Below are 26,421 nucleotides of genomic sequence, written 5' to 3'. Positions count from 1 at the left end.
CGGATACACCCTGTTCATCAAGGGACCGTGATGAAGCATTGCACCGCGGCGTGATGACCGGACGCAAGATTTCGGTCTGGAACTTGTTCCCCGTGCTAATCAGCCCCCGTGGCGACATATCCCTGGATATCTAGAATGCATCATGCTTTGCGTGCGATGAAATTGCGCGCCTCACGTATGATGATCTCGTAACGCTCACCACGAGGATCGCCATGCCACAAGAGCCCACACCACTGTCCGCTCTTTCCGCCAGCCCTGCCGACAGTGCGGCAATTCAGAATACGCTTGATACCGTGCGCGAGACACTGGGAATGGAAGTCGCCTATCTCTCCGAATTCGTGCAGGAACGGGCGGTTTTTCGGGCGGTCAGTGCGCCTGGCCTCGAGGCGATGATCCGCCCGAGCCAGAGCATGGATCTGCGAGAAGTCTACTGCAAGCACATCCTGGATGGCGGTCTGCCCAGCTTGATCACCGATACCAGCCAGCACGCCATCGCGACCGATCTACCGATCACGCAGATGATCCCGATCGGCAGTCATCTGTCCGTGCCGGTCAGGCGGGCCGATGGCAGCGTCTTCGGAATGTTCTGTTTTCTTAGTCGCCATGCAAGGCCCGACCTTGGGCAGGAAGATCTGACCATGGTGCTGGCACAGTCTGTGGGTGTCGGGACACGGCTCTTCGGAGCACCGGATCGTGCCACCGACAGGGAGTGTTAGCCGAACACTCAAGTTCCAAACGGTTCAACGCGGGGGGCAGAGCGCATTGACCGCTAAGTCTCCTAACGTTTGAAATCAAAGCGCTTCCATGGGTCGCCAGCCTTTTAGAGGTAGACGCAGGATGCTGTCGAACTCAAACCAAACCCCTCCTCCCATGTCCTGCACATGATCCCGGTCGATGGCGTGGCCTGACAGGCCGCAATACAGCAAAGCGCCCACGCCGCCGTGGCCCACGATGAGGACATCACCAAGGAGGTCTCTGTCCAGGCAAGCGTCAACCTCCGACATGATCCTCCGCTGTGCGGCTGAAGCCGCCTCCCAACCCCGCACGCTTCTTTCAGGCTGAGAAAAGTATGCCGAAGAAGCCTGTTCGAGTTCGCGCTTGCTGAGAAAGCCGGTCGAGGATCGATCATGCTCGCGCATGTTTTCACGGATATCGACAACGAGACCCAGAGCTTGCGCCAGAGGGGTAGCGGTTTCCATGGCCGTCTTTTCCGGACTGGAAACGATGTGGCGCGTGAATTGCAGGCAACTCTGCCGGGACGCCAGTCGTGCGACACGCAATGCGCCAGTCGAATTCAAGGACCAGGATCGGCTGTCTTTGGTGGGTTCGATCAAGATCTGGGGGTGTGTAAGGTAGCGGACAGCCGGCGCCATGACAAACCCCTTGGGCTCATGCGACTGATCGACTGTCGTCCCGCAAGGCCGCCCGGTCAAGAGCGATGATGAGTTGGCATCCTACCCGTTGTGAGGTGCCGCACGCTGGCGTCAGCGGCGGAACAGGGCTATGACCGCAACCGTCGCTCCTCCAGGATCGGCAGAGACGCGACATTGAGCTGTGTCAGCCCCAACCTTCACTGTCCTCAGGTCGCAGCGGCCTCCTCGAGCGGCATTGCATATGCAGACAGAAAGAGACGCGTTGCTCCAAGCACGATCTCTTCTCGCTTCGCCTTGGTCGGTACCGAGCCGGTAAACAAGGCATCTTGCTGAATTTGTCCCGCAACCATCGCCACGAGCTGACGCGCCGAGAAATCAAAGTCATGGGCCTTGATCTGCCCCAACTTGATCCAGCCGTCGATCATTTCGGCAAGCGGGTTTGTGATGCAAATATGAACCGCTCGCTCATACTCGGCTGCATCTTGCGGAAAGCGGAGCGCTTCTGCCGTCATGAGCCGTAGCAAGCTGAGACTGGGTTTGCTCGAGGCCCATTCCACCAAAGCTGTCAGCACCTTCGGAAGTGCCTTGTCGGCCTTGCCATTCCGAAACTGCTCGAATGACACCTGGCTGGGAATATCAGCGATTGCTGCCCGCACGACCTCCCGAAACATCACCGATTTATCCGGAAAATAGCTGTACAGCGTCGCTTTCGAGACCTGCGCCTCTCGCGAGATATCGTCGACACTGGCCCCGGAATATCCGTCACGAAGAAACACGACCGCAGCACCGTCACGAACCTGTTCAAGTTTCCGACCCGGCTTCATCGTCCGTTTTAGTTTTTCTTCGGTCGTCATCGTCATCCTTAAAGCTTTGGGGCAATGCACATGATGACGCCTGATCACGTCTGAAATGCCTGAATGGCAAAGATTACCGGCATGAATTTTTAAAACGGCAGAGTTTCGCTTGCGTCCATTTTAAAAAATCATATGCGATGATCATCTCACTGCTGGCGAGGACAGGTTTCAATACGGGATCGATCACACGCGCCTCAGGTGCAGATCATATTGCCGAAGGGTTTTTCAATAGGCTCTTCCTGAAGTTGAGAGGGGTAGCTCGTGCTACCCCTCTCATTTTCTGATCAATCAGTCAGTGCGACATAATCGCCAGCTGATTAGAGATCCTTGGCGGGACGAGCAGCGCTATCTCCAGCCACGCGCTCGTCATCGATCTCGACTTCGGTATGGCGCAGCGTGTCCCGGACGGTCTCGGTGCGTTCACTGGCTTCCGTCTCCAGGCTGATCTCCTCGACGACACGGGCTTCCTTGGACACGACAGCCTCTTCGTGACGCTCTGTGGCCTCAACGGTTCGCTCGGCGAAGATGCCATCGCCGGGATTTACCGCGCGGTCGACGGGACGCCGCGTGACGTGGACAGTTTCATCGCGCAGCGTCACCTGCTCTTCGACAGGGGTCTCGACGACATAGGACCGGATGCGCACACGGCCATGATCGGTTTCCCGCTTCCCGACGCGCAGGTTCTCCTTCATGACCTCGATGGTGCCCTCATCGGCGCCCATAGCTGGGGTATCATAAGGTGCGGTAGGTGCCACACCTGCGGTGCTGCGTGCGGCAAGGGCCGCTGCACCGCCATCCCAGCCTTCGTTGCGCCATTCGGTCTCGCGTTGGTCCATGTCGATCGTCCCCTCGTCATCGAGGATGTCGATGATCCGATCCCGGTTGGCCGCAGTGGTCTGCACCGACACCAGGTATCCGCCGCGATTCAAGCCTTCAGCATAGGTATGCTTGTCCTCGTCGGGCATGAAGAAATCTCCGAGGGCTTCAAAGAAGCCCCGGTCCTCGTCACGAGCGGTCGTGGTTGACGTTGCAGTCGTGTCACGGCCTGCGACGATATCGACCTTCGAGGAGGACAGGCCTTCGGCTTCGATGCGGCGTACCGCGTTGGCAGCCTCCTTCTGAGTGTCGAAGAAAGCGGTGATCTGCTGGCTGTTACGCTCGGTAGACATATCGTCGGTGAAAGACATTTCTCTGCTCCTGGTAAGGGTCCCGAACACTGCGTTGGGACCGGTTCGTTCGATGGTGGCAGTCTGTTTTCGCAGCTCGACGTCGATGCTCTTGGTATCGATCGACGTGATGGACCGAATATGAAGCTCCTCCTTCACCAGAAGGCGGATTTCGGTCACTGCGACTTCTTCAATGACGGGAACCACATACGTGTCACCCTCGTAGCGGGGTTGGGGGGCTGGTTCGCCCTTCTCCAGCATGCGGTTCACCGCCATTCGTTCGATCACTGTCTCGGTCCTTGCGAGATCGACAACTTCCTGATGGACGTCAGAGGATGTCGTCGCGCGGACCGTGACCTTTCCCGTGACCACGTCGTTGATGATGATCTTCGCGCGCTCCTCTGCGAGAGCGATGGTTTGCACAGAAGTCGTCTCAACTGACTGACTCTTCATGGGAAAGATCCTGTTCTTATCGACGAATGGGTCAGATAGTGCGGCGACGAGCCGTGACGACGGGCTCGACGACGCCCATCCGCCCACCGAACCATCCGGCCAAGGCACCCAGGATCAACACGACGGCTGCCAGAAGAGCACCACGCGTGGCAGCCTTCGTGGCCGTGTCAGCAGCCTCCGTCGCAGCAGCCTGAGCCGTATTCACGGCTTCGGTGAACTGCGCTTGATACTCCTCGATCTGCTGCTGGGCTTCGGGAACGGGAATACCTTGTGCCTGGGACAGTGCCTGAGCCGCCTGACGGCGGGCCTGTTCGGCTTCAGCTTCGGTTCCGGTCAGCGCGGTACGCACTGCGGCGATGGCCGCATCACGAGCAGCTTCCGGATCGGCATCGGCGGGCACGGAACCGCGGATCCGCTCTTCAATCGCCGTGAACGGATCGTTGGGAATGGCCGAGCCGACGACGGAACCCGCGGTGCTGGCGGCACCTCCCACAACGTTTCCAACCGTACCGACCGCACCGCCGACAAGGCTCGTGACGCTGGAGCCGATCAGGTAGATTACGAAGATCGTGGAAATGGCCCAAGCCGTAAGACCATGCCATCCGGCTGTGGACGGTTTGGGTTTGCCCGACAGACGACCTGCAGCCACACCACCCAACAGAGCTGCCAGGATGGTAGAGATGGCAAACCAGATCCCTGCACCGATCCCAAACGCGCCGGCTGTCGGATTGTCACCGGTGCTGGGGTCGAGCGTCGCCGCGCCCACACCGACGCCCACCATGTTCAAGACGACCTGTGCGGAAACGGCGATGACAGCACCTGCAAAGATCGCCCCCCAGGAGACCTGATTGATCATCACCGAACGGGCATCCTCCGCAGGCGTCACCGCGCTCATTGAGATATCAGACGTCCCACTATCAGAGGAATATCCTGATCTCGTATCTGAGGTTTGAGCCATACTGCATTCTCGCTTTTTCATGGATGTCAGAGGATGGTTAGGCCGCCAAATACGAATTACAAACCAAGTAAAAACCATTTACATTGCGCGAGGATAAAATGACGGCCCGTTCAGGGTACGATAAGCGCATTCGTCCCTTCATGGCTTGTTAACCAAGATGGCTTTAGGATGTTCCAATAACAAAAGGCATATTGAGCGGTTTGCCGAAAAAAAAGTCGAACCTTTAAGGCGGTACGTTTTTCGGCGCTCAGAGCCTGAACTATTCTGGCGCAACACTGTTCTTCCGGCGACCGGTCGCATTCACCGGAGAGGCGAGGATTATCGCCTTAGCATCTCAAAGGACCCGGAACGGCATGGACGAACTGCTTGATGCAGACGGCGGGCTTGGACCGATCGTGACGAAACTCGAGGCCTGGACCGAGGGACTCATTCGGCTGACACCCAATCTGATCAGCGCCGTCCTTCTCCTGCTGGTCCTCTACGTCGTCGCTCGCGCATTCAGTTATAGCGTCAGTCGGACGTTGAGGTATCGCGGCAGGCCCGCACTTGCCAATGTCGGCTCCGCCCTGGTGCGGTGGTCAATCATGATCCTGGCCCTGCTTCTGGCCGCGACGATCGTTCTTCCCTCGCTCCGCCCCGGAGACCTTCTATCAGGACTGGGGATCGGCTCGGTGGCCATCGGCTTTGCGTTCAAGGATATTCTGCAGAACCTGCTCTCCGGTATCCTGATCCTTCTGCGACAGCCTTTTCGTGTCGGCGATCAGATCGTGGTCAACGGCTTTGAGGGAACCGTCGAAGACATCGAGACGCGGGCGACATACATCAAGACCTACGACGGACGGCGCGTCGTCATTCCAAACTCTCAGATCTACACGGGGACGTTCACGGTCAACACGGCGTTCGACTTCCGGCGGTCGGAATATGATGTCGGGATCGGCGCCAGCGATGACTGGGACAAGGCGATGCAGCTGATGGTCGAGGCCGCGGCGTCGACTGAAGGCGTTCTCGCCGATCCGTCCCCCGAAGCATTTCCCGTCGGTATCGACGCTTATCAGAACACCATTCGTCTGCGCTGGTGGACGAAGCCTGATCGCGCCAGCGTCATCCATACCCAAGGCCGGGTCATCCTGGCGGCCTTCAAGGCGCTCAACGGCGCCGGGATCGATATGCCCTATCCGACGCAGGTGCATCTTTGGCACGACCAGACAGAAGACACCGACGGTGATCGCAAAAGACAGCGCGAGGGGTGGCCTGCCGGCAGAGGCGATGTCCCGCGCTCCCGGTTCGATGCCGCGAAGGAGGCATCGAGGGAAAACCAATCGTCCAGGTCAGACTGATAAGGTCTCCATGATGAAATTTTCCTGATGAGGCGGGATTCACCCCGTCTCTCTGAATGATCCACACATGTTGTTTTGTCCAAAAGCCAAGATTGGCTCAAGAATTGCAAGAGCAGACCGATGCTAGAGAAACTGTCTGAAGCGCCTGATCCCTATATCCTTGTCCTGATGGCATTCGGAGTGCTTATCGCCCTCGTGGCATGGCTGCCGCTGGTGCTTCGCCGCCTGCCCCTGTCGCTTCCGATCGTGTGTATTCTCATCGGGGTCGGGCTGGGGCTGGTTCCTGGGCTACGGTTCGACCCCTCGCCTCTGAAGTATCCCGAGATCGCCGAACGGTTCTCCGAGTTCGTGGTGATCATCGCGCTCATGGGGGCAGGTCTGAAGATCGACCGGGTCCTCGGACTTCGGTCATGGATGATCACCTGGAGGCTCATTTTCCTGACCCTCCCCCTGGGGATCGCGCTCATCGCACTTCTGGGTGGGACATGGCTTGCCCTGCCGTGGACCATGGCCCTTCTGCTCGGTGCCGTGCTTGCCCCGACGGATCCGGTGCTGGCCTCGGACGTCCAGGTCGGTCCGCCAAAGTCGGGTGAGGAAGATGAGGTCCGTTTCGCGCTGACCTCGGAGGCCGGCATTAATGACGGTGCCGCTTTTCCCTTCGTCCACCTGGCCATCGTCCTGTCAGCAGCGGCCGTGACACAGGAGCCCTGGCTCTGGGACTGGCTGAGCTACAATGTCCTGTGGGAAATCGGTATCGGTGTCCTGGGCGGCTATCTGATTGGCAAGCTCTTCGGGTGGATCACATTCCACATTCCTGCCGAGAGCAAACTGGCCCAGACTGGTGACGGGCTGATCGCGCTTGCCGCGACATTTATCTCCTACGGCTTCACCGAGACCCTCCACTCCTACGGGTTTCTATCGGTGTTCGTCACAGCGTTGACCTTCCGTCAGGCTCATCGGGATCACGATTTTCATACGGACATGCACGATCTGACAGAGCAGGTCGAACGGATCGCGATGATGATTCTGCTCCTCATGTTCGGAGGTGCACTGGCCAATGGACTGTTGGCAGCCCTTCGCCCGGTGGACATCGCAGGCGCGCTGCTCATCCTTTTGATCATTCGCCCCGTGACCGGAATGATCGGCCTCGGTGGCACGAAGGCGACGCTCGGCGAACGCTTGACCATCTCGTTCTTCGGGATCCGCGGGATCGGTTCGTTCTATTATCTGGCTTACGGCCTCAACCACATCGACGATTTGACCCATGCCGCGCGTCTATGGGCTATCGTGGGGCTCGTGGTGCTGCTGTCCATCATCATGCACGGCCTCACAGTGACCCCGATCATGAGGCGACTGGACCTCACGCACGGTCGTGACCCTGATGCGGATGATGCCGTGCCCCCACCGGGCTTTCAGGGGCCTGCTGCCTGACACATGCGGCAGCAACGCGACGCAGATAAAAAAGGGCCCCTTAAGGGGCCCTTGCTAGTTGTTACGATGGAAGAACCTTATGCGTGCTCAGACTCGTCCTCGTCGTATTCCGCAGCGGCGTCGTTGATCGTGTCCTCGGCGAGTTCTGAGAGCTTGCTGTCTGCAGCGCTCTCCTGGTCCAGAATGGTCTCGAGATGGGCCTTCGCCTCGTCCAAGCCGAGAGCATCCGCAAAGGCGCTCATGGAGCCGTAGCGGGTGATCTCGTAATGCTCGACGGCCTGGCAGCTGAAGATGATGGCTGCATCGCCAGCGGCAGTTCCTCCAAAATCTTCAAGCAGGCTCTCGCTCTCTTCGAGGATGCCATCGATGGCGTTGCATTTCTCGGCTTTGGCGCGCTTGCCCAAAAGCGCAAAGATCGCCTCCAGACCCTCGATCTGCCCGGCCGTCTCCTCGCGGTGCTGGGTCAGGGCCTCAACCAGGTCCGGGTGATTGGCCGCCTTGATCATCTTGGGAAGGGATTTGTAGATCTTCTTCTCGGCGTAATACATATCCGCCAGCGCATGTTCGAAGAGATCAGCCAAACCCTTCGTCTCGCTGGCCTGCTTTGATGCCTTGGCGGAGGCCGCTTTGGCAGCGATGGTCTGGGAGCGCTTCGCACGTGTTTCAGCGCTGGCTTTTTCGGCTTTCCCACGTGCAGCTTTGCTCGATTTCGACGCTTTTTCCTTTGCCTTGGTCGACGTCTCGTCAGCAGCCTTTTTCTCTTTTGCCATGATCAGGTTCTCTATCGCGTGTTGGTTGGATAATTGTGGAATTGCCTGCTGAAATGCCGGTGTTTAGGCGGCTGTTCCCATGGCAGCGCGGCATTTGTTATCGGGCAGCCAATCGCGAATGTTCCGCTGTTGGTTTTCGGGTTTCCCGGCCCTGAGGCCAAAAGGCGTGAGCGGCGCACGCGGCGGCCAGACCGAGGACAGCGCCGGCTGCAACATCAATGGGATAATGCTTACCGCGGGGCACCTGAATCCCGGCAATCATCGCAGCAACTGCCAGGGCCGGAACGGCTGTCTGCGGCAGATCACGCGCCATGACGGTGGCCACAGCCACGGCTCCGGCAGTGTGACCGGACGGAAACGAAGTGTCGTGTCCGCCTTCGCTTTCACCCGCCTCGCATTCATAGGTCTGCTCTTCGATCATGACTTTCGGGCGTGTCCGCTTGAAATTGTTCTTGATGATCCGTTTGACAGAGTTTGCAAGAACATGAGCGGCCATCATCTTGAGGCCGACCTGCGTCATCTGTGGTCGATGGGTAATCGCCCCTGCCCCGATCATTGCGGCACAGACGATCGACAGCGGGATCTGATCAGCAATTTCGCTGGCAGTACCGAGTGTTTTGACCACTGGATGATGGCGGTGGCGCGCAGCAGAGCGTGCAACTTCCTTGTCCGCTTCTTCGACTGTGGAGGCGACGTCAGACGACGGATCATTATTTTGGCTGTTCGGGTTCATTGCTGATCGCTTTCTTGCTGATCTTGCGCCGGTCATGCGGCGATGATCTGAAAGCAGATATTTCCATCCCTAGTTCCGGCAATAAAAGATGTAGCGCGAGAAGCAGGGGTTATTGTCCCTCGCAGATTCTTGCGTGATGAAGGTTCATCAACCGTTGTTCTGACGCATGATCCAGGCGGGCTACGATGGCGGAGGTCTTTGCCCGCCCGGATCATGCTTTTCCATCGCGAGGCGTTTGCATCAAATCAGAACTCTCACGTTTAATTCCACATAATCATCGCTGCGGGCGACGGCGCAGCCGTCATTGTTCGACAGGACAATGACGGGGATGCCGCGCAACGACACATCAAACACGCGCTCGCAGCTGACATAGAAATTGTTGCAGTCGATCAGCGCAATGGGGCGGTCGGATTGCTCCACCGGGCCTGCCCTATTCGATGGGCAGGCGGCGGACGACGCCGGCGACAACCCCCCATATCTCGGCCGTCTCCGTGACCGGGATTGTGGCATAGCCATCCGCACGGGCGCGCGGATCGAGAAACCAGACACCATCGCGCTTGGCGAGCTTCTTGACGGTAATGGCGCCATCGACCACCGCGACGACGATGCGGCCATGGCGGCGCTTACCCGCGCGATCCACGGCGATCAGGTCGCCGTCCAGGATGCCCTCGGCCTCCAGGCTGTCGCCGGACACGCGCCACCAGAAGGTCGCATGCTCATGCCGCACCACCCACTTGATCGGGTCGATCGTATCCTCAAGATCATCCGCGGCGGGTGACGGAAAACCGGCCGGAACCGGCATGGATGCCAAGGGCACATGCCGGTCTACGAGCGTGATCTTGATAGGGCTGAGGTGCAGGGTCATGACTATTAGAACAATACGGGAACACCAGCCATAACCCGAACACCCCCTGCGGCGTCAAGGACAGATCATAAAAGTTAGCTCTTAGGCTTAACGTGGGGCCCGTACTGCTGTCAGATTGTCTGCATGGGCTTAATGTTCAAGCCGATGGTTTCACCCGCGTAGCGTGCACCAAGCATGAAGCCCGCCGCCCAGGTCCTGATGCGGTTATGGGCTTCGATAGGGTTGTGGGTTTCGTCCTCGGAAAGCAGAAGCTCATAGACTGGAACCGGGTTTTCCCCGTCTCTAGTGTCGCAGAGGCTGAGCCTGATAACACTGTCAGACATTGTTTGCTGACCGCGATCCTCCAGCTCAATAGCTGTCAGATGCTCCAGAACCAAAAAGCCTTTCGTCCCAGGTGGGGGCAGCACAGGCATGAACAGCATAAGGTTCTCTCTCATCGCTTCCTCCCGTCTTGAAAGCTGCGCAACAGGTCATGGAAACCTTACCTGTGTCAATTAGTCAGTTTCCTCTACGCCAATCCTTCGGAAGCTCGAATGTTCCTGCCCAGATCCCCCGCCGCGCTACCTTAGCGCGATCAGCTCCTGCTTCGTGCCTGTCGTCGCGGTCATAGTAGGGCACCGCCCAACCGTTCTCGATCATCCATCCCGAAAGGCTGATATTGGCTACGGCACAGTCTCCGAGGATACGGCGGTAGCGGTCCTTGCCCTGTGATTGGCAAGTTACGGGTCTGCGGGCGATGAAGTCTGAAAGAGCTAGTGCCGCCTGCTGACCGCAGCGCCATGCCCGGCCTTGGCGGTCAAAACAGGGTTGCCGTGATTCAGGCGCGTCCATGGATACCAGCCTGATCCGCTCGCCATGAATTTCAATTGTGTCTCCGTCGATGACGCTGGCCTGCCCGGCAATGCTGTTGGCTAAGCCTGGTCCTGCTACGGAGCAGCACAGGACAGCGACTAAGAAAAACCTATTCATCCGGCGCTTCCTTCCTTGAGACATTCCTGTAGGGCTGACCGGCCGCAACAGGCTGTTATTCACAGCCATGCAACAGTGCTGCTAGGGCTTCCGGTTGATTAGACGCGCATGCGTTGCCACCGTCCCATCCTTCCTCCGCTTCCTCGATGCGCCGTAGGGGCATAAAACGTCCGCCTGGCCCCATCTGCGTCATGATCTTGCATAAGAATAAGAGGTAGATTGGTATTCAGTCCGCTTGGCAGACTCGCGTAAATCAATGGCCTTACCCATCGCGGCCAAAGCCTTTGCAAGATTGGAGTCCTCGATCTTGAAGGCTGCCAGTCCAGCAAGGTCGAGCGTCTTTACATGCTCCGCTTCCATAGCGGAGCGATCCTCACGACCTACTTGTTCATCATCCGGCGTAGCTGGACGGCCAGCCCACCGACCAAGAAGCGCAAGGGCGCGCTTAGGGGCGGACAGTCGATAGGCATTACTGACCTGTCGGACCTGCGGCCCCCGGCCCTCGTTCGGGGCAGGCTCAAAGCGGCGCAGCCAATCCAGAAAGCCGTGTTCACGCAGCGCCTTCAGCGCCCGGACAACCGCGTCACGCGACCGGCACAGCTTGTCAGTGATGTAATCAAGGGACGGGTCCAGTCGGCCCGACTTGAAGTTCACCAGATTGGCAAACAGCGCCAGGACCTCCAATGCCACGCCTCCAAGGGGACCGTTCCGCTTGCCAGGCTCCTTGTTGGCCCGCTCATAGTGTCGAGCTGCCATAAGGAATTTCTGCACGTCTTGACGCGACGTACCGCGCCAAAATGATCCCTCGCATGATCCTTTGCGAAGTGAATTGCGACGGATCGGTCTGCGATCTTCCGCACTGCCGTCTGCGCGCGCGCCATCAATAACGCCGTCTATGCGCCTGAAAAAACTGCCGCGTTCTGCGGCCTCTCCGGTATTCATCTGCTGCTCCTCGATCAAGAAGCGCGGTGTCCGCAGGCAAGCCGTATCCGTTCGCACAGATGCGCTTTTGCTCTTGATTTTCGGGAGTGGGAGGATAACTATAGCAGGTGAAAGTGCTGCTAATTCAGGTCGCCAAACCTGTGTTACCAAACCCAAGCCCCCTCGTGCGGACCCCCGCGCGGGGGGGTTTTCCTTTGGGCTGGTGGTTTTATCTGATTCTGCTCGTCCCTCCCTTTGCGGGCATTTTGCCGCACAGCCTACGCGAGAGGGACAGGTGCGGCAATTCATAGTGTGCGGGTCGGCGGTCAACTACAACCATCAGTAAGTCTCCCAGATAACTTCAGAAATCTGACCACTGTAGTCCGTGGTTCGCATAGCAATGCCGCGCCGTGTTCCAGTGTGCTCTCCGCCTTGAAAACCAGCTCGACTACGGACCCAAGACGGCGTGTCCTGTAGGCGGACGCTGGTCCAATGGAAGTCGCCGTTCTCGTCGTAGAAGCCGCGTTGCGTCGAGTCGAAGACCTCAACGCCACCGCTGTTTCGCTGAACGCGATAGTTGACGTGATAGACCTCAATGCCGTCGCGATAACTTCTAATCTCGTCCGTCAGACCATCACGCCCCTCGTTGGGTAGAGGCGGTAGGCCGCTGGCACGCAAAGGACAATTCCAAAGCTGCAACGGCGGCTCGACAGGCCAAGGCGTCACGCGCCGGATCATCTCAATCCTAGCGGCTGTGCATTCGGCAGACGTAGGAAAGCCACCAGCCAAGCAGAGCAAGATCGCGCAGTCGATAGGATACGCATGCGCTTTTGGCGCAGACACTAGCGCCGCGGCACAGGCTGCGGCAGCGAGAATATTTAGCTTCATCGTAAATCCTCTCGTCGCGAAGATGATCTAAGTTCGCTCAACATAAAATACAATTATTGTTGTTATGCAACCGTTTTAGTTTCGCATGAACTGTTCTTGGTATCTTTCATGCCAAAATCTTCCTTTATCGAGGATGTCGGCCTGAGACTTCTGTAGGCACACAAGGTATGCGTTTAAATCATTGAAATATCTTACGTATTCATCTTCTGGGTCTAAGCCGTGGCGGGCACGTGCATACTCGTCCTCAATCGGATCGGCAGGTGGTGCGCACAGGTGGAGTGGCTGTGGCGCCGTGGCGATGGGTACAGAACCCGCCAGCTGCAAAATTGCTATGATTGCAGCCATGCCCATCACACTGCTGCGTCTGTATTAGTGGCAAGGGCTCGTATGAGGGTAGCGCGACTGACCCCAAGAGCCTTGGCGGCCTGAGCTTGTGTCATTTGCCTGGACGTCAACCATGTTTGGGCCTGGGCAATCTGGGCAGGCGCTAGTAAGCGTCGGCGTCCTATAATCCGGCCACTGGCGCGCGCGGCCTCCAGACCTGCCCGCGTCCTTTCTGCGATCAGGTCACGCTCAAACTGTGCGATCATCGCAAAGACATGAAACATCATCCTGCCCTGCGGGGTGGTCGTGTCGATCTGTTCATTCAGGGACCGCAAGCGAACCTTCCGCTCGGCAAGCTCGTTGGCAATTGCGATCAGCTCTTTGACGCTCCGCGCTAACCTGTCCAGCCGCCAGACAACTAGAGTGTCATCACTGGAAAGGGTGGATAGCAGGCGCTGCAACTGTGGCCGGGCGTTCTCGTCTGCTCCGCTTCCAACCTCTGAGACAACATAGTCGCACCCTGCTGCCTTTAGAGCATCGAGTTGCAGACGATGATCCTGACCGCTGGTCGATACCCTGGAATAGCCCACTACCGCCATCGCCTGCCTCTCCGATGTTGCAAAAGCCAGCCCATATTGGGCATGTCGCAAAATTCGCCTTTGCGACGGCTTTTGCAACATGTTTGACGCTGTTGCGCAAACGATCGATTTTGAACACAGGGCAGAAGAGGTCATTGATCCGTCAAACAGCTAATGATCGGCTCTTCTGCCAACTAGCTAAAAATAAAGGAAGCCTAATGCAATTTTTGGCTAATAGGATAGAACTATTAGCCAAAGTACATATATAGCTTGACATTACCTCTATTGCCTCAGCTGGAGCCGCTGAGGGATTCAATCTCCGCGAAAGGTGAAAAAGCAATCCTAAGAAGACATAAGCACAGGCAAAATAATTTCAAAAAAATGGTTTATTTAATCACCTTATTTAAGGCTCCGTCGTCTCTTCAAATATTCCACTTTGGGTGGATTGGAAACAGGGAGGCTAATTTTAGAGCCGTCTAGATCTTTGAATATATCTATGAGCTTATTGTCCTTTCCTAACTTGGCAAAATCAACTGAAACAGTAAGGTCATCATTTATATTTATAAAGCCGTTTTCAAAGGCCTTATCTACAAGTAAAGAAAGGCAAATACCATTGGAAGGATCTAAACGGATACTCTCATCGAGACTCCACGGAACAATATGCGATGCTATCAAAAATTCGCGAGTTTTTATTCCAGTCAGTGCGCAAGTATTACGGTAGTTTCTCTTAACAGCGTTGGCAAATGCCCGTTGTGCACTGCCACGCGTTTTAACTGTCGCAGTAGAGTTAGCTACAGCATATGATTGCTGATCAATGAGCTCTTCGAAAGCCAAAACTTCTTCTTTTGAGAATGGAAGCGACTCGGCAGATGTATCACTATCTAGCCCCAGGGAGTGCGATTTATGATCAAACAGCGGAGCTTCGTTCTCTGATATTTGGTGACCGAACGGTGTATTCGACCACGGCTTAACTTTCTCACTAGGATCAAAATAAAGACCCATACTCGTATCGCTTTCCGAAAATAACTTCCACGCAAGTGCCGAGTTTTGACTGGTTTGAAAAGCTACCGCTTTAACCACCTCTGGTGCCTTATCTAAAGATGCCCACTCAAATTCCGCGGTCGGTTTATCAATAAGGACTCGAAGATGTAAGATTCTTGGCTCGCCCTTTATTTTTACCGCAATCAAGTAAGGTTGTCCAAATTTTGAGGATGATATTTTTGCAAATTCAGCATCTGCATTAGAAGCAGTTGTCTGATCAGGGTTGCCTAATATTGTTTCCGCTGACAGAGGACCTGAATTTAATGACATCTTCCACGGAGGCGGCGCGCTGTTAGTTCCCCACGAAAGATGAGGCCTGTCAGCAGATCGGCGAAACAGTTTTCCCGTCGCTGAGCCAGACGGCCATTGAAATGAAATCGGAATAGAGGATGTCGTTCCGGATATTTCAGGAAATGCCTCTTCAAGGTCACTGATAAAATCGGATTTTCTTGAAAGCTGAATATAGTCTTTTGTATAAGTTCTACCTGATAAACGCCCGTATGTAGCACGGTGCGCAGACTTCCCATAATAGACAACTAAGAGCCACTCAACCTTCTTATAAATCATTCTGTTCTTCCAACCACAATGGCCTCAGGAGACTTATGAGCTTCAACCTCGCGGCCGCTTTGTGCCGCCAAAGCCCGGTGTGTCGTAAAGGCGACGATCTGATGTTTTGAAAATAAGTCTCTGATACCTTCAGTATCTCTATTTGACATTATCCAATGAACACCCCGCCTACTTAGCTCGTCGCATAGTTTTGATAAATCTATAAGATCTGGTAGCTCAAAAGTTTTAGCAGTGTATTTGTTAAATTTAGCTGTAGGCTCCTTTTCAACGCAAGGATTTGAAAATATCGGCAAATATGGCGGGTCAAAGTAAACGAAGTCTCCTTTTCCAGCTGATGATACAACCTTCCTAAAATCCAAACTTGTTATAATTGTGTTCTGCAATATTCGAGAAATTTCATTCAGCTCATCGAGGCTGAAACCTCTAAAGGAACGATCTCCCCATGGGGCATTCATAGCGCCTGTTTTAGAGTTCTCTCTCCACAAATGGTTCCATGATACTCCATTTAAGTAAAGAAATCGCGCGGCCTTTTCTAGTTCGGAAGAGGGCACTGACGATCGTACTTTATAATAATATTCCTTGCTATCATTAGCTAAATGAAAATCAAGATATGGTTTTAATTCCTGAGGATTATCCCTAATGGCCGCCCAAGCTGATATAAGATGTTCATTCAGATCGGACAAATAGGCCGTTCCCGTTATTATATTTCTACAGGCAAGGTATACCGCTCCTCCCCCCAAGAACGGTTCGTAGTAGTTTTTAATTGAGTTCGGCATATGGGGGATTATGCGTGGCAATAGCCTCGTTTTTCCTCCCACCCACCTTACGAAGGGCTTTCTGAGCGCGACATTTTTTCCGGTCAAAAAAAGCTCATCTTGCGCAACCTTGCTGGCACTTCTGCTCATTTGATCTTACACTTAACTTGAGGCTGCGACGAACGCAGGCAACGCGCCGACAGGCACTTTACGGCAGCTATACCTGCCAACTTATGGGGCTACATGGCAGAAGTAACTTTGGAATGGAAGAACAAGCGGCTGGCGCTCTTGGCGTCGGGAGCGACTGCTTACGAGTGGATCGACCCTTCCAGCAAGCTACTTGAACAACCCCCACAACTGATGATGATGACTCCTGGACAGGCCTGTGGGTCATCGAATCTGTTGGCTGTTGGTGACGGTCTTGACGTTTTGGCAGCAATAACTTCCCATACGAGTTTTCTCGAGGGTGGAATCCGTCTCGTTTATATAGATCCGCCTTTTAACACTAACGCTGATGTGCGCTGCTATGGCGATTCTTTAAATCGATCTATGTGGCTAAGTATGCTTCGAGACCGGTTAACATTGCTCAAGCCACATTTAACATCAGATGCTAGTGTCTGGGTTCATTTGGATGATAGCGAAGTACATCATGCTCGCTTAGTCATGGATGAGGTTTTTGGGGACGGTGCGTTCGTAGCATCAGTTATTTGGCAAAAGAGAACTACGCGAGAGTCTCGATCAGCGTTTTCAAATAATCACGATACAATACTTGTCTACGCTCCAAATGGTGCAAAAAAATGGAAGCTTTCAAGAAACTTAATTAAAAAAGATTATGCTGAACTAAAGAATCGTGACAATGATCCTCGCGGGCCGTGGACAGATGCTCCATTTACGGCCCCGGGATTTCGCGCTGCTCAGCAGTACGAAATCAAGACTCCTTCTGGTGAAGTTTTAACGCCACCTAGAGGGAGGTCTTGGTATGCCACTGAAATAACTTACCGGCGCCTTCTTTCTGAGGGTAAAATTTGGTTTCCTAAAGGTGGAGCTGGCTCTCCTCGCATAAAGATTTTCAGTAGCCAACTTCGTGGTTTAGTGCCGTTCACAATTTGGGGAAGTTCCGAAACAGGTACTAATGATGACGCAAAGCGCCATTTGCTGTCCCTTTTCCCTGAATTTTCTGTTTTTGATACTCCCAAACCAGAAGAGTTATTAGAAAGAATTATTCATATCTCTACTAATCCTGGAGACTTAGTAGTAGACTTGTTTGGAGGAAGCGGAACAACGGCATCGGTCGCACAAAAAATGGGGCGTAGATGGCTTTTGGTTGAGCGTAGCGAGCGGACCGTATCGCAGTTTACTCTTCCACGGCTACAGGCGGTTGTGAATGGTTTGGACCCATTTGGTATTACTGAGCAATTAGGTTGGGTTGGCGGTGGAAAATTCGAGGTAACTTACGTCCCCCCACGGCTTGGCAAGTCGCTGTCCCAGAAGCAACTACACAAAATCATCAGTATGATTGAACACCCTAAAACCAAGAATTTTCTTGCCACTGCTGTCTGATAACTCGGCATGAGGCATATCTCATAGCTGCTGCTTTCTCTGACATAATAGATCTGTTGTGTTAATTAAAAATGATCGCTGTATCAATATTATGTATCAACCCCAGATAGTTATTATATTTCTATCTGGGGAATTTTTTGTGCTTTTGGTCGAGTACAGATAATCTATTTTCTATACACTATATTGTTTTTCACCTTTAAATAAGGTTCATGCGGACTGCTTGGCTTACTGCGCTCGTAGTGTTACGGACGCCCAATTTCTTTTGAGCGCTATCGAGGCGTGCCTTAAGGCCTGATACACTGATCTGCAGTATGTCGGCTGCTTCACTCTGCCTGAGGCCGCTGTGCATGAGCTTGAGCGCTTCGAGTTCAGTATCGGATAGAGCGACACGAGCACGGGTGAACAAATGCGCCCATGACTCGATCTTGACCATCAAGAGGTTCATTTCATCATCGGTCAGCTCTCGATCATGCCTAGCAATAGATAAGAACGAGCGTTTCGACCCAATCTTGGTTACGAACGTAGCCCCGTACACCAATCCAAAGTCTGCCGCATGCTTGAGAATGCCGCGAAGGTCCGGAAAGCCGCACTGTGACCATCGCATCGATCCCTCCCGAGCGATGGTCCAGACAGCAACAGGATCACCAAAGAAATAGTTCTCCTCTTCGTAGATGTCCGTCCATGCCTTTGGGTAGCGGTTTAAGAAGAAGTCAGGCTGACCAAAACGAAGCCCAAAGCCGAGGAAAAATCCTGACGTGCCAATGGCTTCTAGCTGAGAAAGCTCAGCTTCGTGATTAGGAATTGCAATTTCTAGCATGGCGTAAATGTCAAGCCTTCCGTGTAAACTGTCTTAAAGACCTGTCGAAAAAGCTAGTCCCGTGTCAACCGCGAAACGATGGTCTAATGCTGATCCAGAGCAAATCGGCGGAAAGCCACAGGGGGGGACAGATGGCTGACCTAACAAAAATGATTCGGCCAAGGGGTGTAGTGATAGCGGCGGAAGCCAATTTCACCATCGACATGGCGCAGAACCTGCTGTCGATGTTCGCCCACCTTCAGGAAGGGCAGGAAGTCACTGTGAAGCTGTCGAACAAGGGCGTGTGGGCTGTGACGCCCGAAGGCATCCGCCTGTTCATCGGTTCGACCGAAGTTTTTGAGGTAGGCAACAATGGTCAAGATGCAGCCAAGCCGCATGTTCAGTGATGCAGCCCGCAACGGCTATCAGGTCGAAGTCATCCGTTGCCCGGAAGACTTGGACAGGTGGCACCTGGTCAATGAGTACCTGAAACTGCGAAAGCAGGTTTTTGTGGACCGCCTGGAATGGCCGTTGTTTCACGCCGAAGATCTGGAGTTCGAGCAGTACGACTCTTTCAACACGATCTATGTTGTAGCGACACTCAACGGTGTCGTTGTTGGTGGGGCGAGACTGCGGCGCACCGACCAGATCAGCGGCACCGGCCACATTCAGTACAGCTATATGATCCGCGACGCCTGCTTGGGCGTGCTGCCCGGCTTGCCACGGGAGCTGTGCCATGCAGTGCCGCCGATGAATGAAAAGGTATGGGAAATCACCCGTATGGTTGTCACAGGATCAAAGGATGTGTCCCGCATGATTCTTGCCAAGATCAATACGTTCTTGGGTGAGGAAGGGGCCGATACCGTCCTGTTCTTAGGGTCGCCTGCCTTTCAGCGCATGGCCAATTCCCTGTCATGGCCGGTGAAGCAGCTAGGTCCTATTGCCAGCAACTCGGAAGGATCGTTCCAGGTCTTCGAGTGCCCAGTGCGTAATCTAGGTTAAATTTCACCTTTCAACCACGGATGCTGCATCAAACCGGTTTAGCCGGGCGAATGCACTACAATAATGTCTAGTAAAAACAAAAATTGTTCTTGTTGATATATAAATGTTACTGTTATAGTTCTATTGTAGGAAGAACAGAAGTTGGTGCAGCGAAACTAAGGATAGTGCACAAGGCTCTCGACCAAGTTCAGGGGCCGCAAATGAACAGAGCAAAATCGCCAGTGATAGTCACAGATGAAGTTCGGGACGTCATCGATGAAGGCGGATCGGTTGTTATTGAGTGTCTTTCGTCCGTTACCAAAAAGGGCACCTCCACTGTTGGAGAATGGAGCTTTGAAATTGTTTCAAAGGACCGAAAGACGCGCCAGCCACTCGTATTCAAGCTGACACGACAAACAGAAATAGTTCGATCGGCCGTCGGGGTAATCGCCAAGCTTATTAGCTGGGGACTGCCGACGATTGCCTTTCCTTCGGAAAAGGGACTGATAATTGAAATATATAGCGACGGTCGCTGTATGCCTGTGGGGGGGGCTGACACTTAACGCAAACCCATCTCTCGCACAGGGCATGGTTCTCGTGCCCGGCTCCGATGGAACATTTCAATTCAGAGAGCAGAGCAACGGCTTTGCCCGTCATTTCGGATCAGGCGGGCAGCCGATAATTCCAGAGGCTGAACGCCCGGCCTCCCCTTCCCAAGACTCCATGTCGTTTCTTGCAGAACCGGAAAGCGGTTTTGTCGCGCCGCGTGCAGTTTCCGGAAGCGAAGAAATCCTCAACGCAATTGACCAGACCGCAATGCGCTACGGCGGCCACGTCGCCCTGCGCAAAGCCGGAATGTCAGTCATGGAATGGCGGCATTTCTACCGTGCCAATATTGAAATCGAGAGTGCCTATAACCCTCGGGCGCGGAGCCATGTCGGGGCTATCGGCCTCGGCCAGCTGATGCCAGCCACCGCCGCGACGCTCGGCGTGAACCCCCATGACATGCACCAGAACCTCGACGGTTCTGCACGATACCTGCTCCTTCTTCTTGATCGTTTTGGATCAATGGAGCTGGCACTGGCTGGCTATAACGCTGGCCCCGAAGCTGTTTCGCGCCACGGGGGCATTCCGCCCTACCGCGAAACCCAAGGTCACGTCCGCAAGGTGATGGCCGTCTTTACCCGATTGAACGGAGATACCTTATGACCAAATCAATGCCGGTTTCGGCACTCAACCTGCTACTCTTTGCCTTGCTGGCCATCGGCCTTTTCATGCTGATGACCGAGCCAGCCATGGCACAAGGGCAGATCAACCTTAGCCCCATCACAAGCATTCTGACCGGCATTGCCACCACCCTGACCGGACCGCTTGGCCGGGCCATGGCAACGCTGGCCGTGATCGGCATCGGTGTGGCCTGGCTGATGGGCTATGTCGATTTCCGCACTGTCGTCTATGTCGTCGCGGGCATCGCCATCGTCGCCGGCGCCAGCGTCATCGTGAACTCGATGTGGGGTGCTCAGTAATCGCCATGGTCAAACGGTCCCCCCTGTTCCTCGGCCTCATTCGCCCGGCCCGCGTCCTGGGTCTTCCGATGTTCTATGCCGTGATCTGGATGGTGGGGTCCGTCATGGCCTTTGTGTGGGTCCAGAGTTTCTGGACCCTCATATTCACGGCCCTGTCCTATCCGGCCCTTTGGATTGCCGCCGAATGGGACCCGCATTTCTTCGATGTGGTCACGGTCGTGAGCAAAAAAACCCGCCGAACCAAAAACCGCGACCAATGGGGTGCTGATAGCTATGAACCGTAATCTTCGGATCGGGCCTGCTGCCCTCGATGCCCTGCCCGCATGGGCCAGCCGGGAACAATCGGTGGCTTCCATGCTGCCCTATGTCTCGCTGATCGACGACCTGACCATCCGCACCAGGGGCAATGAGCTGTTCCAGTGCATCCGCGTCTCCGGGCTGAACAGCCTGACCGTCGCTGATGAAAAGTTGGACCGGATGAAGGACATCTTCGCCAGCATCATCGCCCAGACCGGCGACAAGTTTGCCTATACCGTTCACAAGGTATCGCGCCGCATCGACACGGCCCTTCCGCCCGTCGCGGATGATGGGCTTGCGGCGCAGATCGACCAGCGTTGGCAGGCCCATATGGGCCGCGCCAACCTGCGCGAACACACCATCACCATCACCGTCATCAAGCGGCCTGACGTGCTGTCGAAGATCCCGTTCACGCAGCGACAGTCTCAGGACGCGCTCGCCCGGCAGATCGACGGCCAGGTGGCCCAGCTGCAAGAGGTCGTGGAATTTCTCTGCTCGGCTTTGTCAGGCATGAACCCGCAAGTGCTGACCGCATCCAGCGGTGAACTGCTCGGCTTTCTCGAAAGCATCAATACCGGGATCGAGGTGCCGACATTTCACACGTCGCTGGACCGGGCCATCGCGGAAACCGTCAGCAACACGCGCGTCACCTTCAAGGGCGACAAGATATACCTGACCGGGGGCAGCCTGCCGGATCGGGTGGGCATGATCTACTCGATCAAGGAGTTTCCGCGCGAGTCCTTCGTGACCATGTTCGATGAACTGGACCTGCCCGTCGATATGGTGGTGTCGAACTATTATGTTCCGGTCAACAGCGGCATCATGGAAGAGCGGATCGCGCGGGAACTGCGCCGCCGCGCCGCGATCAACGACAAGGCCGCCAACCTGATCGAGGCAGTGCAACAGGCGCAAAACCGTCTGGCTTCCGGTGAGATTTCTTTCGGACAGCATCAGATGGCGGTCGCCGTCTATGCCGACAGCGAAGCGGAGTTGGCAAAGATCAGCTCGATGATCCGCAACATCGCCGTAGGCGCGGGCGTCAAGATGATCGCGCAGGGCTATACGGCCCGCACCGTCTATTTCGGCCAGCATCCCTGCAACCGTGCTTTCCGCATCCGCGAAGGCGCGATCACCAATGAACAGTTTGCCGACTTCGCGGCGCTGCATCGCGCAGCCATGGGCAAGAGCGGTGAGAATGTGCCCTGGGGCACGCCGATCACGTGGTTTCCGACGATTTCACGCAGCGCCTACCGCTTCAACTTCCATGAGGAAGGCGATCCGAAAAAGGAACCGAGCAACGGTCACACGCTGGTCCTTGGCCGCATGGGGTCGGGCAAATCCGTGCAGGCGGCATTTCTGGCCGCACAAGCGCAACGGGTCGGCGCGCGGGTCTTTGTCTTCGACTATCGCCGGGGCATGGAAATGGCCGTGCGCGCCTTGGGCGGCCGGTATTCCGAACTGAAGGCTGGCGAACGCACCGGCCTCAATCCTCTTTGGATCGAAACGGACACGTCGGGACAGGAATGGCTGAGCGATTGGCTCATTCACCTGATGGAAACCGGCCATAGCCAGCTCCACCCGGAACAGTCTCGCGCGGTGCGCGATGCCGTGCGCCAGAACGCCGAGGCGCGAAACCCCAACCTGCGGACCTGGACGCAGTTTGCACAGCTGGTCGGGGCCACCCATGACGGGGGCGCGCTGGCGGAACGGCTGAACGAGTGGACCGAGGGAAACCGCTTCGGCTGGATTTTCGGGCGCGAGGTCGAGGATACCTTCTCGCTGGACGGCCAGTTTGTCGGCTTCGACCTGACGGACATTCTGGACAGCGAAAATCAAAAAGCCCGCATGGCGGTCCTGTCCTACATCTTCCGGCGCATCGAGCGGCAGATCGAGGACAAGCGCCCCACGATCATCATCATTGATGAAGCCTGGAAGGCGCTGGACAACAGCTACTTTGCGGGCCGCATCGAAAACTGGCTGGTCACGGCGCGCAAGCAGAACACGGTCGTCGTGATGATGACGCAGTTTGCGCATCAGCTCCAAGCCTCCGCGCATGGCCGGACCCTGATGCAGGCGCTGCCTACGAAGATGCTGCTGCCGAACAAGGACGCCAGTGCCGAGGACTATGCCGGGCTGCCGCTGAACCAGAAAGAGCTGGAAATCCTCATGGGCGTGAATCCCGGTTCGCGGATCGCCCTGCTGCGGTCGGATGACGGCTCGCATGTCATTGATACCGATCTTTCGGCCCTTGGTCCGCTCTTGACCATCCTCGGCGGCATGAAGGCCGGTGAGGCGCTGGTCGGCGCGGACTACCGGACCCGCCCTGATTTTTGGAAAGGATTTGAGAATGCGTAAGCATGCTCTCTGCGCCGTTTTGGCGTCCCTGGCCCTGTCTGCCTGCGCTGGCACCCAATCGAAGCCGGTCAGCAGCAAGTGCTTTAACGCGCGGGGCGACCTGACCTGCGATCTTCGACCCTTGGAAGAACTGTGGGGCGAGGCGCGACAGGACGCCGTGCGCCAGGTGGGCGTGTATGAGGGTGCGGTCGAGGACGGTCCCTATGCGCAACGGTGATCTTCGCTCCCTGCCCGCGAAAGGCCCGCGCGAGACGTCAAGGATCGAGCAAGGGACTGCGGGCAGCTTTGCGGTGGCTCTGGCGGTCCCTGTTCTTGCCCTGATGCTGTCCAGCACGGCGATGGCCCAGGGTGTGCCGGTTGTCGATCCGGCCAAGAATGCCCGCGAGGCGGAAATCACCCTGCGGCTTGAAGCGGACCTCGTTCGGCAACGGCAGAAGGCCGAGGAAGGCCGCAAGCGCGTTGAAGCCGAACGGGAACAGGTCGAGGCGCTGGAGGCCGTCACCCAAGGAATGACCCTGCCCGATGATGGGGCCGGGGCTGAGGAAACGGTTCGGGGCCTTGAGGAAGGCTTTGCGCCCTCTGCGGAAGTCTATGCCACCGACAACAGCGCCGCTGCGGACAGGCTGTTCAGCGGCGAGCGTGAGAACGTCGAACAGATCATCATCCGCGCAGCACAAGATACCCACCACATGCAGCGTGCCGGGTTGTCGCTGATCCAGTGGCGGTGCTGGTTGCAGGCTCTGATCTGGCAGGAAAGCCGGTTCAATCCCCATGCTCGCTCGCCCGCCGGGGCCTATGGCTTGACCCAGATCATGCCTGAAACCGCCGGTGATCTAGGCATCAGAGACACTTATGAAAGTGATCCCTATGTCCAGGCCGAGGGTGGCGCGCGTTATCTTGCACAGCGGCTGAACGAATTTGACGGCGACATGACCCTGGCACTGGCCGCCTATAACGCCGGGGCGGGTAATGTTCGCAGATATGGCGGCGTGCCGCCGTTCAAGGAAACCCAGAACTACGTCCGGATCATCCCGACCAAGTATCAGGAATACATGGCGGCGCTTGGCGCGGCCGACCAAATCGGCAGCATCGAGGCCAGCTACATGGCCAATGCCGAGAAGGCGATGATCGGCGGGGCCACGGCGGAATATGCCGACGAGGCCGGACAGGACATGGGGCTGGCGATGGCGCGCCTTGAGGAAGCCATGTCCCGTATCGGAGAGACCACCAACGCAGCAGAGGCGATGGCCCTGAACAGCTATGTGCGCGCCGAATTTGTGCGCCTGCTGGTCATCAGGACGCGCCTCGTCGCCACACGCTCCAAGCCGATGACGGCAGAGCAGATCGCGGCTGCTTCTGCCTTTGCGCAGGAACGCGCATTCATGAATTTTGAAGGGGGATTGTAATATGCGGATTGCATTCAAAGGATTGATCGTCGGCGCGGGTCTGTGCCTGTCTGTGGCACTACCCGCCCCGGTCACGGCGCAGGGTGTGCCGACCGTCGATACCCAGTCCATCGCGCAGCAGATCACGCAGATCAGGCGGATGCTGGAAGATTACGGTATCCAGACCGACATGCTGGACCAGCTTGTCGAGCAACTGGCCGAACTGCAATCGCAGACGAACGAGCTGCAACAGATCTATGCCGTCCTGACCGGCAATGCCGACATTCAGGGCCTTCTCATGGGGGGCGGGCTGGATACGGTTCTCGCTCCGAAAATGACCAGCATCCTGCAAGCCGCCAATGCGGCATCGTCCGGCGACTGGTCGGGCCTGTCCTCGGATTACCGTGAGCAGATACAGGCGGCCGCGCAGACGACGATGATCGGGGCGGGCCTCGATCCGGCACGGGTCGAGGCCATGGGCCGGGATGGCAGCGTGGCGGAAAAACGCGCGGCCAACCAAGCCACGACCGGCGCGATGGTGGCGGCCTCGGCCGATACCGCGCAGCGGGAAAGTGCGGTCAGCCTCCAGCGCCTTGACCGCCTGGTCGGGGAAATCCCGCAACAGACCGGCATCAAGGAAGCCATCGACCTGAACACCCGGATGATGGGTGAGGCTGTCAGCGAGCTGATCAAGAACAATCAGCTTCTCGCTCTCCAGAGCTACGGGATGGGCATGTCGGACGTGTCGATTGCCAGTGCCTGGGCGCAGGAACAGCAGATGCTCGATTTCACCATGCCGGATTTGGAGTGAGGCCACCGATGTTCAATCGCAAAAACAATAAGGCGCAAGCCGCAGCCGTCGCTTCCCGGGGTGTCAGTGAGACAGAGGAAGAGCTGATCTACGGCGCGCGGCGGCGCGGTGCCTTCTGGCAGAAGTTCGGGGTCGCAGGATGGGGGTTCGGTGCCATCGGCTGCATCATGGCGGCGGTGATCGCGGCCAGCCATGAGACGCCTGCCCCGGTCCTGGTGCCGTTCGATCCGTCCAGCGGCATGGCGCTGCCGATGGTGAACCTGCAAACGATCTCTGTCAGCAACCGCGATGCTGTCGTGCAGTCGCTGGTCCACGCCTATGTGCGCGACCGGGAAACCTACAGCATGCTCGACAATGACCTTCGGGTCCGCTCGGTGCTGGCGCGGTCGTCGGGGGCGGCGCTGCAATCCATGCGCAGCCTCTGGTCGTCGGAAAACCCGGACTATCCGCAAAGCAAATACGGTGCGAATGCGCGCATGGATGTGGAAGTTCTGTCGGTCACGCAGATCACCAATGATCGGGCCCAGGTCCGGCTGCGCAAGCGGCTGCAGGACAGTGACGGGGAAACTCGGGGTCTGTTCACGGCCACACTGGCCTTTCGCTACGACACCACTGAGGCCCGTTCGCTTGAGGATGTCTGGACCAACCCGTTCGGCTTCTCGGTCTACGAATACGCAATCACCTCTGACAGATCGGAGATCCAATGATGCGCGGCACTTGTCTTGCC

At 56.3% G+C, this 26,421-nt stretch carries 29 protein-coding genes and 1 pseudogene; 14 read left to right on the top strand and 16 right to left on the bottom strand.

What is annotated here, in order from left to right:
* Nucleotides 1-212 precede the first annotated feature (212 nt).
* Complete coding sequence (locus EOJ32_RS17525; RefSeq protein ID WP_127899658.1) at nucleotides 213-716, top strand: GAF domain-containing protein; 504 nt, start codon at nucleotides 213-215, stop codon at nucleotides 714-716.
* Nucleotides 717-791: 75 nt separating this feature from the next.
* Here EOJ32_RS17525 and EOJ32_RS17520 read toward each other — a convergent pair whose 3' ends face one another.
* The 4 genes from EOJ32_RS17520 to EOJ32_RS17505 all read right to left on the bottom strand — a co-directional run bounded on the left by EOJ32_RS17520 (nucleotide 792) and on the right by EOJ32_RS17505 (nucleotide 4,702).
* A complete protein-coding gene (locus EOJ32_RS17520; RefSeq protein ID WP_127899657.1) occupies nucleotides 792-1,373 on the bottom strand; it encodes a histidine phosphatase family protein in 582 nt (193 codons plus the stop codon).
* A 206-nt stretch (nucleotides 1,374-1,579) separates the two neighbouring features.
* Nucleotides 1,580-2,227 (bottom strand): TetR/AcrR family transcriptional regulator, encoded by a 648-nt coding sequence (locus EOJ32_RS20185; RefSeq protein ID WP_164871498.1) that lies wholly within the window; start codon nucleotides 2,225-2,227, stop codon nucleotides 1,580-1,582.
* 317 nt (nucleotides 2,228-2,544) lie between these two features.
* Nucleotides 2,545-3,846: a YsnF/AvaK domain-containing protein gene (locus EOJ32_RS17510; RefSeq protein WP_127899656.1), complete on the bottom strand. Its 1,302-nt coding sequence runs from the start codon at nucleotides 3,844-3,846 to the stop codon at nucleotides 2,545-2,547.
* Between the two features lie 31 nt (nucleotides 3,847-3,877).
* On the bottom strand, nucleotides 3,878-4,702 hold the full coding sequence (locus EOJ32_RS17505; RefSeq protein ID WP_240542577.1) for a PhnA-like protein: 825 nt from the start codon (nucleotides 4,700-4,702) through the stop codon (nucleotides 3,878-3,880).
* A gap of 455 nt (nucleotides 4,703-5,157) precedes the next feature.
* On the opposite strand from EOJ32_RS17505, the gene EOJ32_RS17500 reads away from it, so the two are divergent.
* Together EOJ32_RS17500 and EOJ32_RS17495 are read left to right on the top strand one after the other, a co-directional pair.
* Entirely contained in the window at nucleotides 5,158-6,141 is a 984-nt protein-coding gene (locus tag EOJ32_RS17500; RefSeq protein WP_045983943.1) for a mechanosensitive ion channel family protein, read from the top strand.
* A 120-nt stretch (nucleotides 6,142-6,261) separates the two neighbouring features.
* Entirely contained in the window at nucleotides 6,262-7,572 is a 1,311-nt protein-coding gene (locus EOJ32_RS17495) for a sodium:proton antiporter (protein WP_127899655.1), read from the top strand.
* 77 nt (nucleotides 7,573-7,649) lie between these two features.
* Here EOJ32_RS17495 and EOJ32_RS17490 read toward each other — a convergent pair whose 3' ends face one another.
* The 11 genes and pseudogenes from EOJ32_RS17490 to EOJ32_RS17440 form a co-directional block, all read right to left on the bottom strand.
* Nucleotides 7,650-8,342 carry a ferritin-like domain-containing protein gene (locus tag EOJ32_RS17490; RefSeq protein ID WP_127899654.1) on the bottom strand — a complete coding sequence of 231 codons (693 nt, stop codon included), beginning with the start codon at nucleotides 8,340-8,342 and terminating at the stop codon, nucleotides 7,650-7,652.
* A 97-nt stretch (nucleotides 8,343-8,439) separates the two neighbouring features.
* Nucleotides 8,440-9,075, bottom strand: a complete 636-nt coding sequence (locus tag EOJ32_RS17485) for a phosphatase PAP2 family protein (protein ID WP_164871497.1) — start codon at nucleotides 9,073-9,075, stop codon at nucleotides 8,440-8,442.
* Nucleotides 9,076-9,324: 249 nt separating this feature from the next.
* Nucleotides 9,325-9,495, bottom strand: a pseudogene (locus tag EOJ32_RS20465) (Y-family DNA polymerase); the annotation flags it as partial.
* A 10-nt stretch (nucleotides 9,496-9,505) separates the two neighbouring features.
* On the bottom strand, nucleotides 9,506-9,940 hold the full coding sequence (locus EOJ32_RS17475) for a LexA family transcriptional regulator (RefSeq protein WP_127899652.1): 435 nt from the start codon (nucleotides 9,938-9,940) through the stop codon (nucleotides 9,506-9,508).
* A gap of 110 nt (nucleotides 9,941-10,050) precedes the next feature.
* Nucleotides 10,051-10,377, bottom strand: a complete 327-nt coding sequence (locus EOJ32_RS17470) for a hypothetical protein (RefSeq protein ID WP_127899651.1) — start codon at nucleotides 10,375-10,377, stop codon at nucleotides 10,051-10,053.
* A gap of 61 nt (nucleotides 10,378-10,438) precedes the next feature.
* Nucleotides 10,439-10,909, bottom strand: coding sequence for a thermonuclease family protein (locus tag EOJ32_RS17465; protein ID WP_127899650.1), 471 nt, complete (start codon nucleotides 10,907-10,909; stop codon nucleotides 10,439-10,441).
* Between the two features lie 189 nt (nucleotides 10,910-11,098).
* On the bottom strand, nucleotides 11,099-11,869 hold the full coding sequence (locus tag EOJ32_RS17460) for a helix-turn-helix domain-containing protein (RefSeq protein WP_240542576.1): 771 nt from the start codon (nucleotides 11,867-11,869) through the stop codon (nucleotides 11,099-11,101).
* Nucleotides 11,870-12,169: 300 nt separating this feature from the next.
* Nucleotides 12,170-12,568 carry a hypothetical protein gene (locus tag EOJ32_RS20720; protein ID WP_127899649.1) on the bottom strand — a complete coding sequence of 133 codons (399 nt, stop codon included), beginning with the start codon at nucleotides 12,566-12,568 and terminating at the stop codon, nucleotides 12,170-12,172.
* A 500-nt stretch (nucleotides 12,569-13,068) separates the two neighbouring features.
* The gene (locus EOJ32_RS17450; RefSeq protein ID WP_240542575.1) at nucleotides 13,069-13,776 is read right to left on the bottom strand and encodes a recombinase family protein; all 708 of its coding nucleotides are present in this window, start codon (nucleotides 13,774-13,776) and stop codon (nucleotides 13,069-13,071) included.
* 243 nt (nucleotides 13,777-14,019) lie between these two features.
* Nucleotides 14,020-15,228 (bottom strand): HNH endonuclease, encoded by a 1,209-nt coding sequence (locus EOJ32_RS17445; protein WP_240542574.1) that lies wholly within the window; start codon nucleotides 15,226-15,228, stop codon nucleotides 14,020-14,022.
* Entirely contained in the window at nucleotides 15,225-16,133 is a 909-nt protein-coding gene (locus EOJ32_RS17440) for a Dam family site-specific DNA-(adenine-N6)-methyltransferase (protein ID WP_127899648.1), read from the bottom strand. Before EOJ32_RS17440 ends, EOJ32_RS17445 begins: the two co-directional genes overlap by 4 nt.
* Before the next feature lie 93 nt (nucleotides 16,134-16,226).
* On the opposite strand from EOJ32_RS17440, the gene EOJ32_RS17435 reads away from it, so the two are divergent.
* Complete coding sequence (locus tag EOJ32_RS17435; protein WP_127899647.1) at nucleotides 16,227-17,543, top strand: site-specific DNA-methyltransferase; 1,317 nt, start codon at nucleotides 16,227-16,229, stop codon at nucleotides 17,541-17,543.
* A gap of 196 nt (nucleotides 17,544-17,739) precedes the next feature.
* Here the strand turns inward: EOJ32_RS17435 and EOJ32_RS17430 are convergent, their stop codons facing one another.
* Nucleotides 17,740-18,360, bottom strand: a complete 621-nt coding sequence (locus tag EOJ32_RS17430; protein ID WP_127899646.1) for an autoinducer binding domain-containing protein — start codon at nucleotides 18,358-18,360, stop codon at nucleotides 17,740-17,742.
* Nucleotides 18,361-18,446: 86 nt separating this feature from the next.
* On the opposite strand from EOJ32_RS17430, the gene EOJ32_RS17425 reads away from it, so the two are divergent.
* The 10 genes from EOJ32_RS17425 to EOJ32_RS17380 all read left to right on the top strand — a co-directional run bounded on the left by EOJ32_RS17425 (nucleotide 18,447) and on the right by EOJ32_RS17380 (nucleotide 26,401).
* Complete coding sequence (locus EOJ32_RS17425) at nucleotides 18,447-18,746, top strand: hypothetical protein (RefSeq protein WP_127899645.1); 300 nt, start codon at nucleotides 18,447-18,449, stop codon at nucleotides 18,744-18,746.
* Nucleotides 18,712-19,341 carry an acyl-homoserine-lactone synthase gene (locus EOJ32_RS17420; RefSeq protein ID WP_127899644.1) on the top strand — a complete coding sequence of 210 codons (630 nt, stop codon included), beginning with the start codon at nucleotides 18,712-18,714 and terminating at the stop codon, nucleotides 19,339-19,341. Before EOJ32_RS17425 ends, EOJ32_RS17420 begins: the two co-directional genes overlap by 35 nt.
* 567 nt (nucleotides 19,342-19,908) lie before the next feature.
* Nucleotides 19,909-20,529, top strand: coding sequence for a lytic transglycosylase domain-containing protein (locus EOJ32_RS17415; protein WP_127899643.1), 621 nt, complete (start codon nucleotides 19,909-19,911; stop codon nucleotides 20,527-20,529).
* Entirely contained in the window at nucleotides 20,526-20,846 is a 321-nt protein-coding gene (locus EOJ32_RS17410; RefSeq protein ID WP_240542572.1) for a TrbC/VirB2 family protein, read from the top strand. Before EOJ32_RS17415 ends, EOJ32_RS17410 begins: the two co-directional genes overlap by 4 nt.
* Before the next feature lie 5 nt (nucleotides 20,847-20,851).
* The gene (locus EOJ32_RS17405) at nucleotides 20,852-21,130 is read left to right on the top strand and encodes a type IV secretion system protein VirB3 (protein ID WP_127899642.1); all 279 of its coding nucleotides are present in this window, start codon (nucleotides 20,852-20,854) and stop codon (nucleotides 21,128-21,130) included.
* On the top strand, nucleotides 21,120-23,498 hold the full coding sequence (locus EOJ32_RS17400; RefSeq protein ID WP_127899641.1) for an ATP-binding protein: 2,379 nt from the start codon (nucleotides 21,120-21,122) through the stop codon (nucleotides 23,496-23,498). Before EOJ32_RS17405 ends, EOJ32_RS17400 begins: the two co-directional genes overlap by 11 nt.
* The gene (locus EOJ32_RS17395) at nucleotides 23,491-23,715 is read left to right on the top strand and encodes a hypothetical protein (RefSeq protein WP_127899640.1); all 225 of its coding nucleotides are present in this window, start codon (nucleotides 23,491-23,493) and stop codon (nucleotides 23,713-23,715) included. The genes EOJ32_RS17400 and EOJ32_RS17395 overlap by 8 nt, the downstream gene beginning before the upstream one ends.
* Entirely contained in the window at nucleotides 23,702-24,904 is a 1,203-nt protein-coding gene (locus EOJ32_RS17390; RefSeq protein ID WP_164871496.1) for a transglycosylase SLT domain-containing protein, read from the top strand. Before EOJ32_RS17395 ends, EOJ32_RS17390 begins: the two co-directional genes overlap by 14 nt.
* Before the next feature lies 1 nt (nucleotide 24,905).
* The gene (locus tag EOJ32_RS17385) at nucleotides 24,906-25,694 is read left to right on the top strand and encodes a type IV secretion system protein (RefSeq protein ID WP_127899638.1); all 789 of its coding nucleotides are present in this window, start codon (nucleotides 24,906-24,908) and stop codon (nucleotides 25,692-25,694) included.
* On the top strand, nucleotides 25,691-26,401 hold the full coding sequence (locus EOJ32_RS17380) for a virB8 family protein (RefSeq protein ID WP_240542571.1): 711 nt from the start codon (nucleotides 25,691-25,693) through the stop codon (nucleotides 26,399-26,401). The genes EOJ32_RS17385 and EOJ32_RS17380 overlap by 4 nt, the downstream gene beginning before the upstream one ends.
* The last annotated feature ends 20 nt before the right edge of the window (nucleotides 26,402-26,421 follow it).

Source organism: Paracoccus sp. Arc7-R13 (genome assembly GCF_004010775.1).
Taxonomy (GTDB): Bacteria; Pseudomonadota; Alphaproteobacteria; order Rhodobacterales; family Rhodobacteraceae; genus Paracoccus; species Paracoccus marcusii.
Note: the sequence above shows the minus strand (reverse complement) of the source record. Positions and strands in the feature narration are given on the sequence as shown.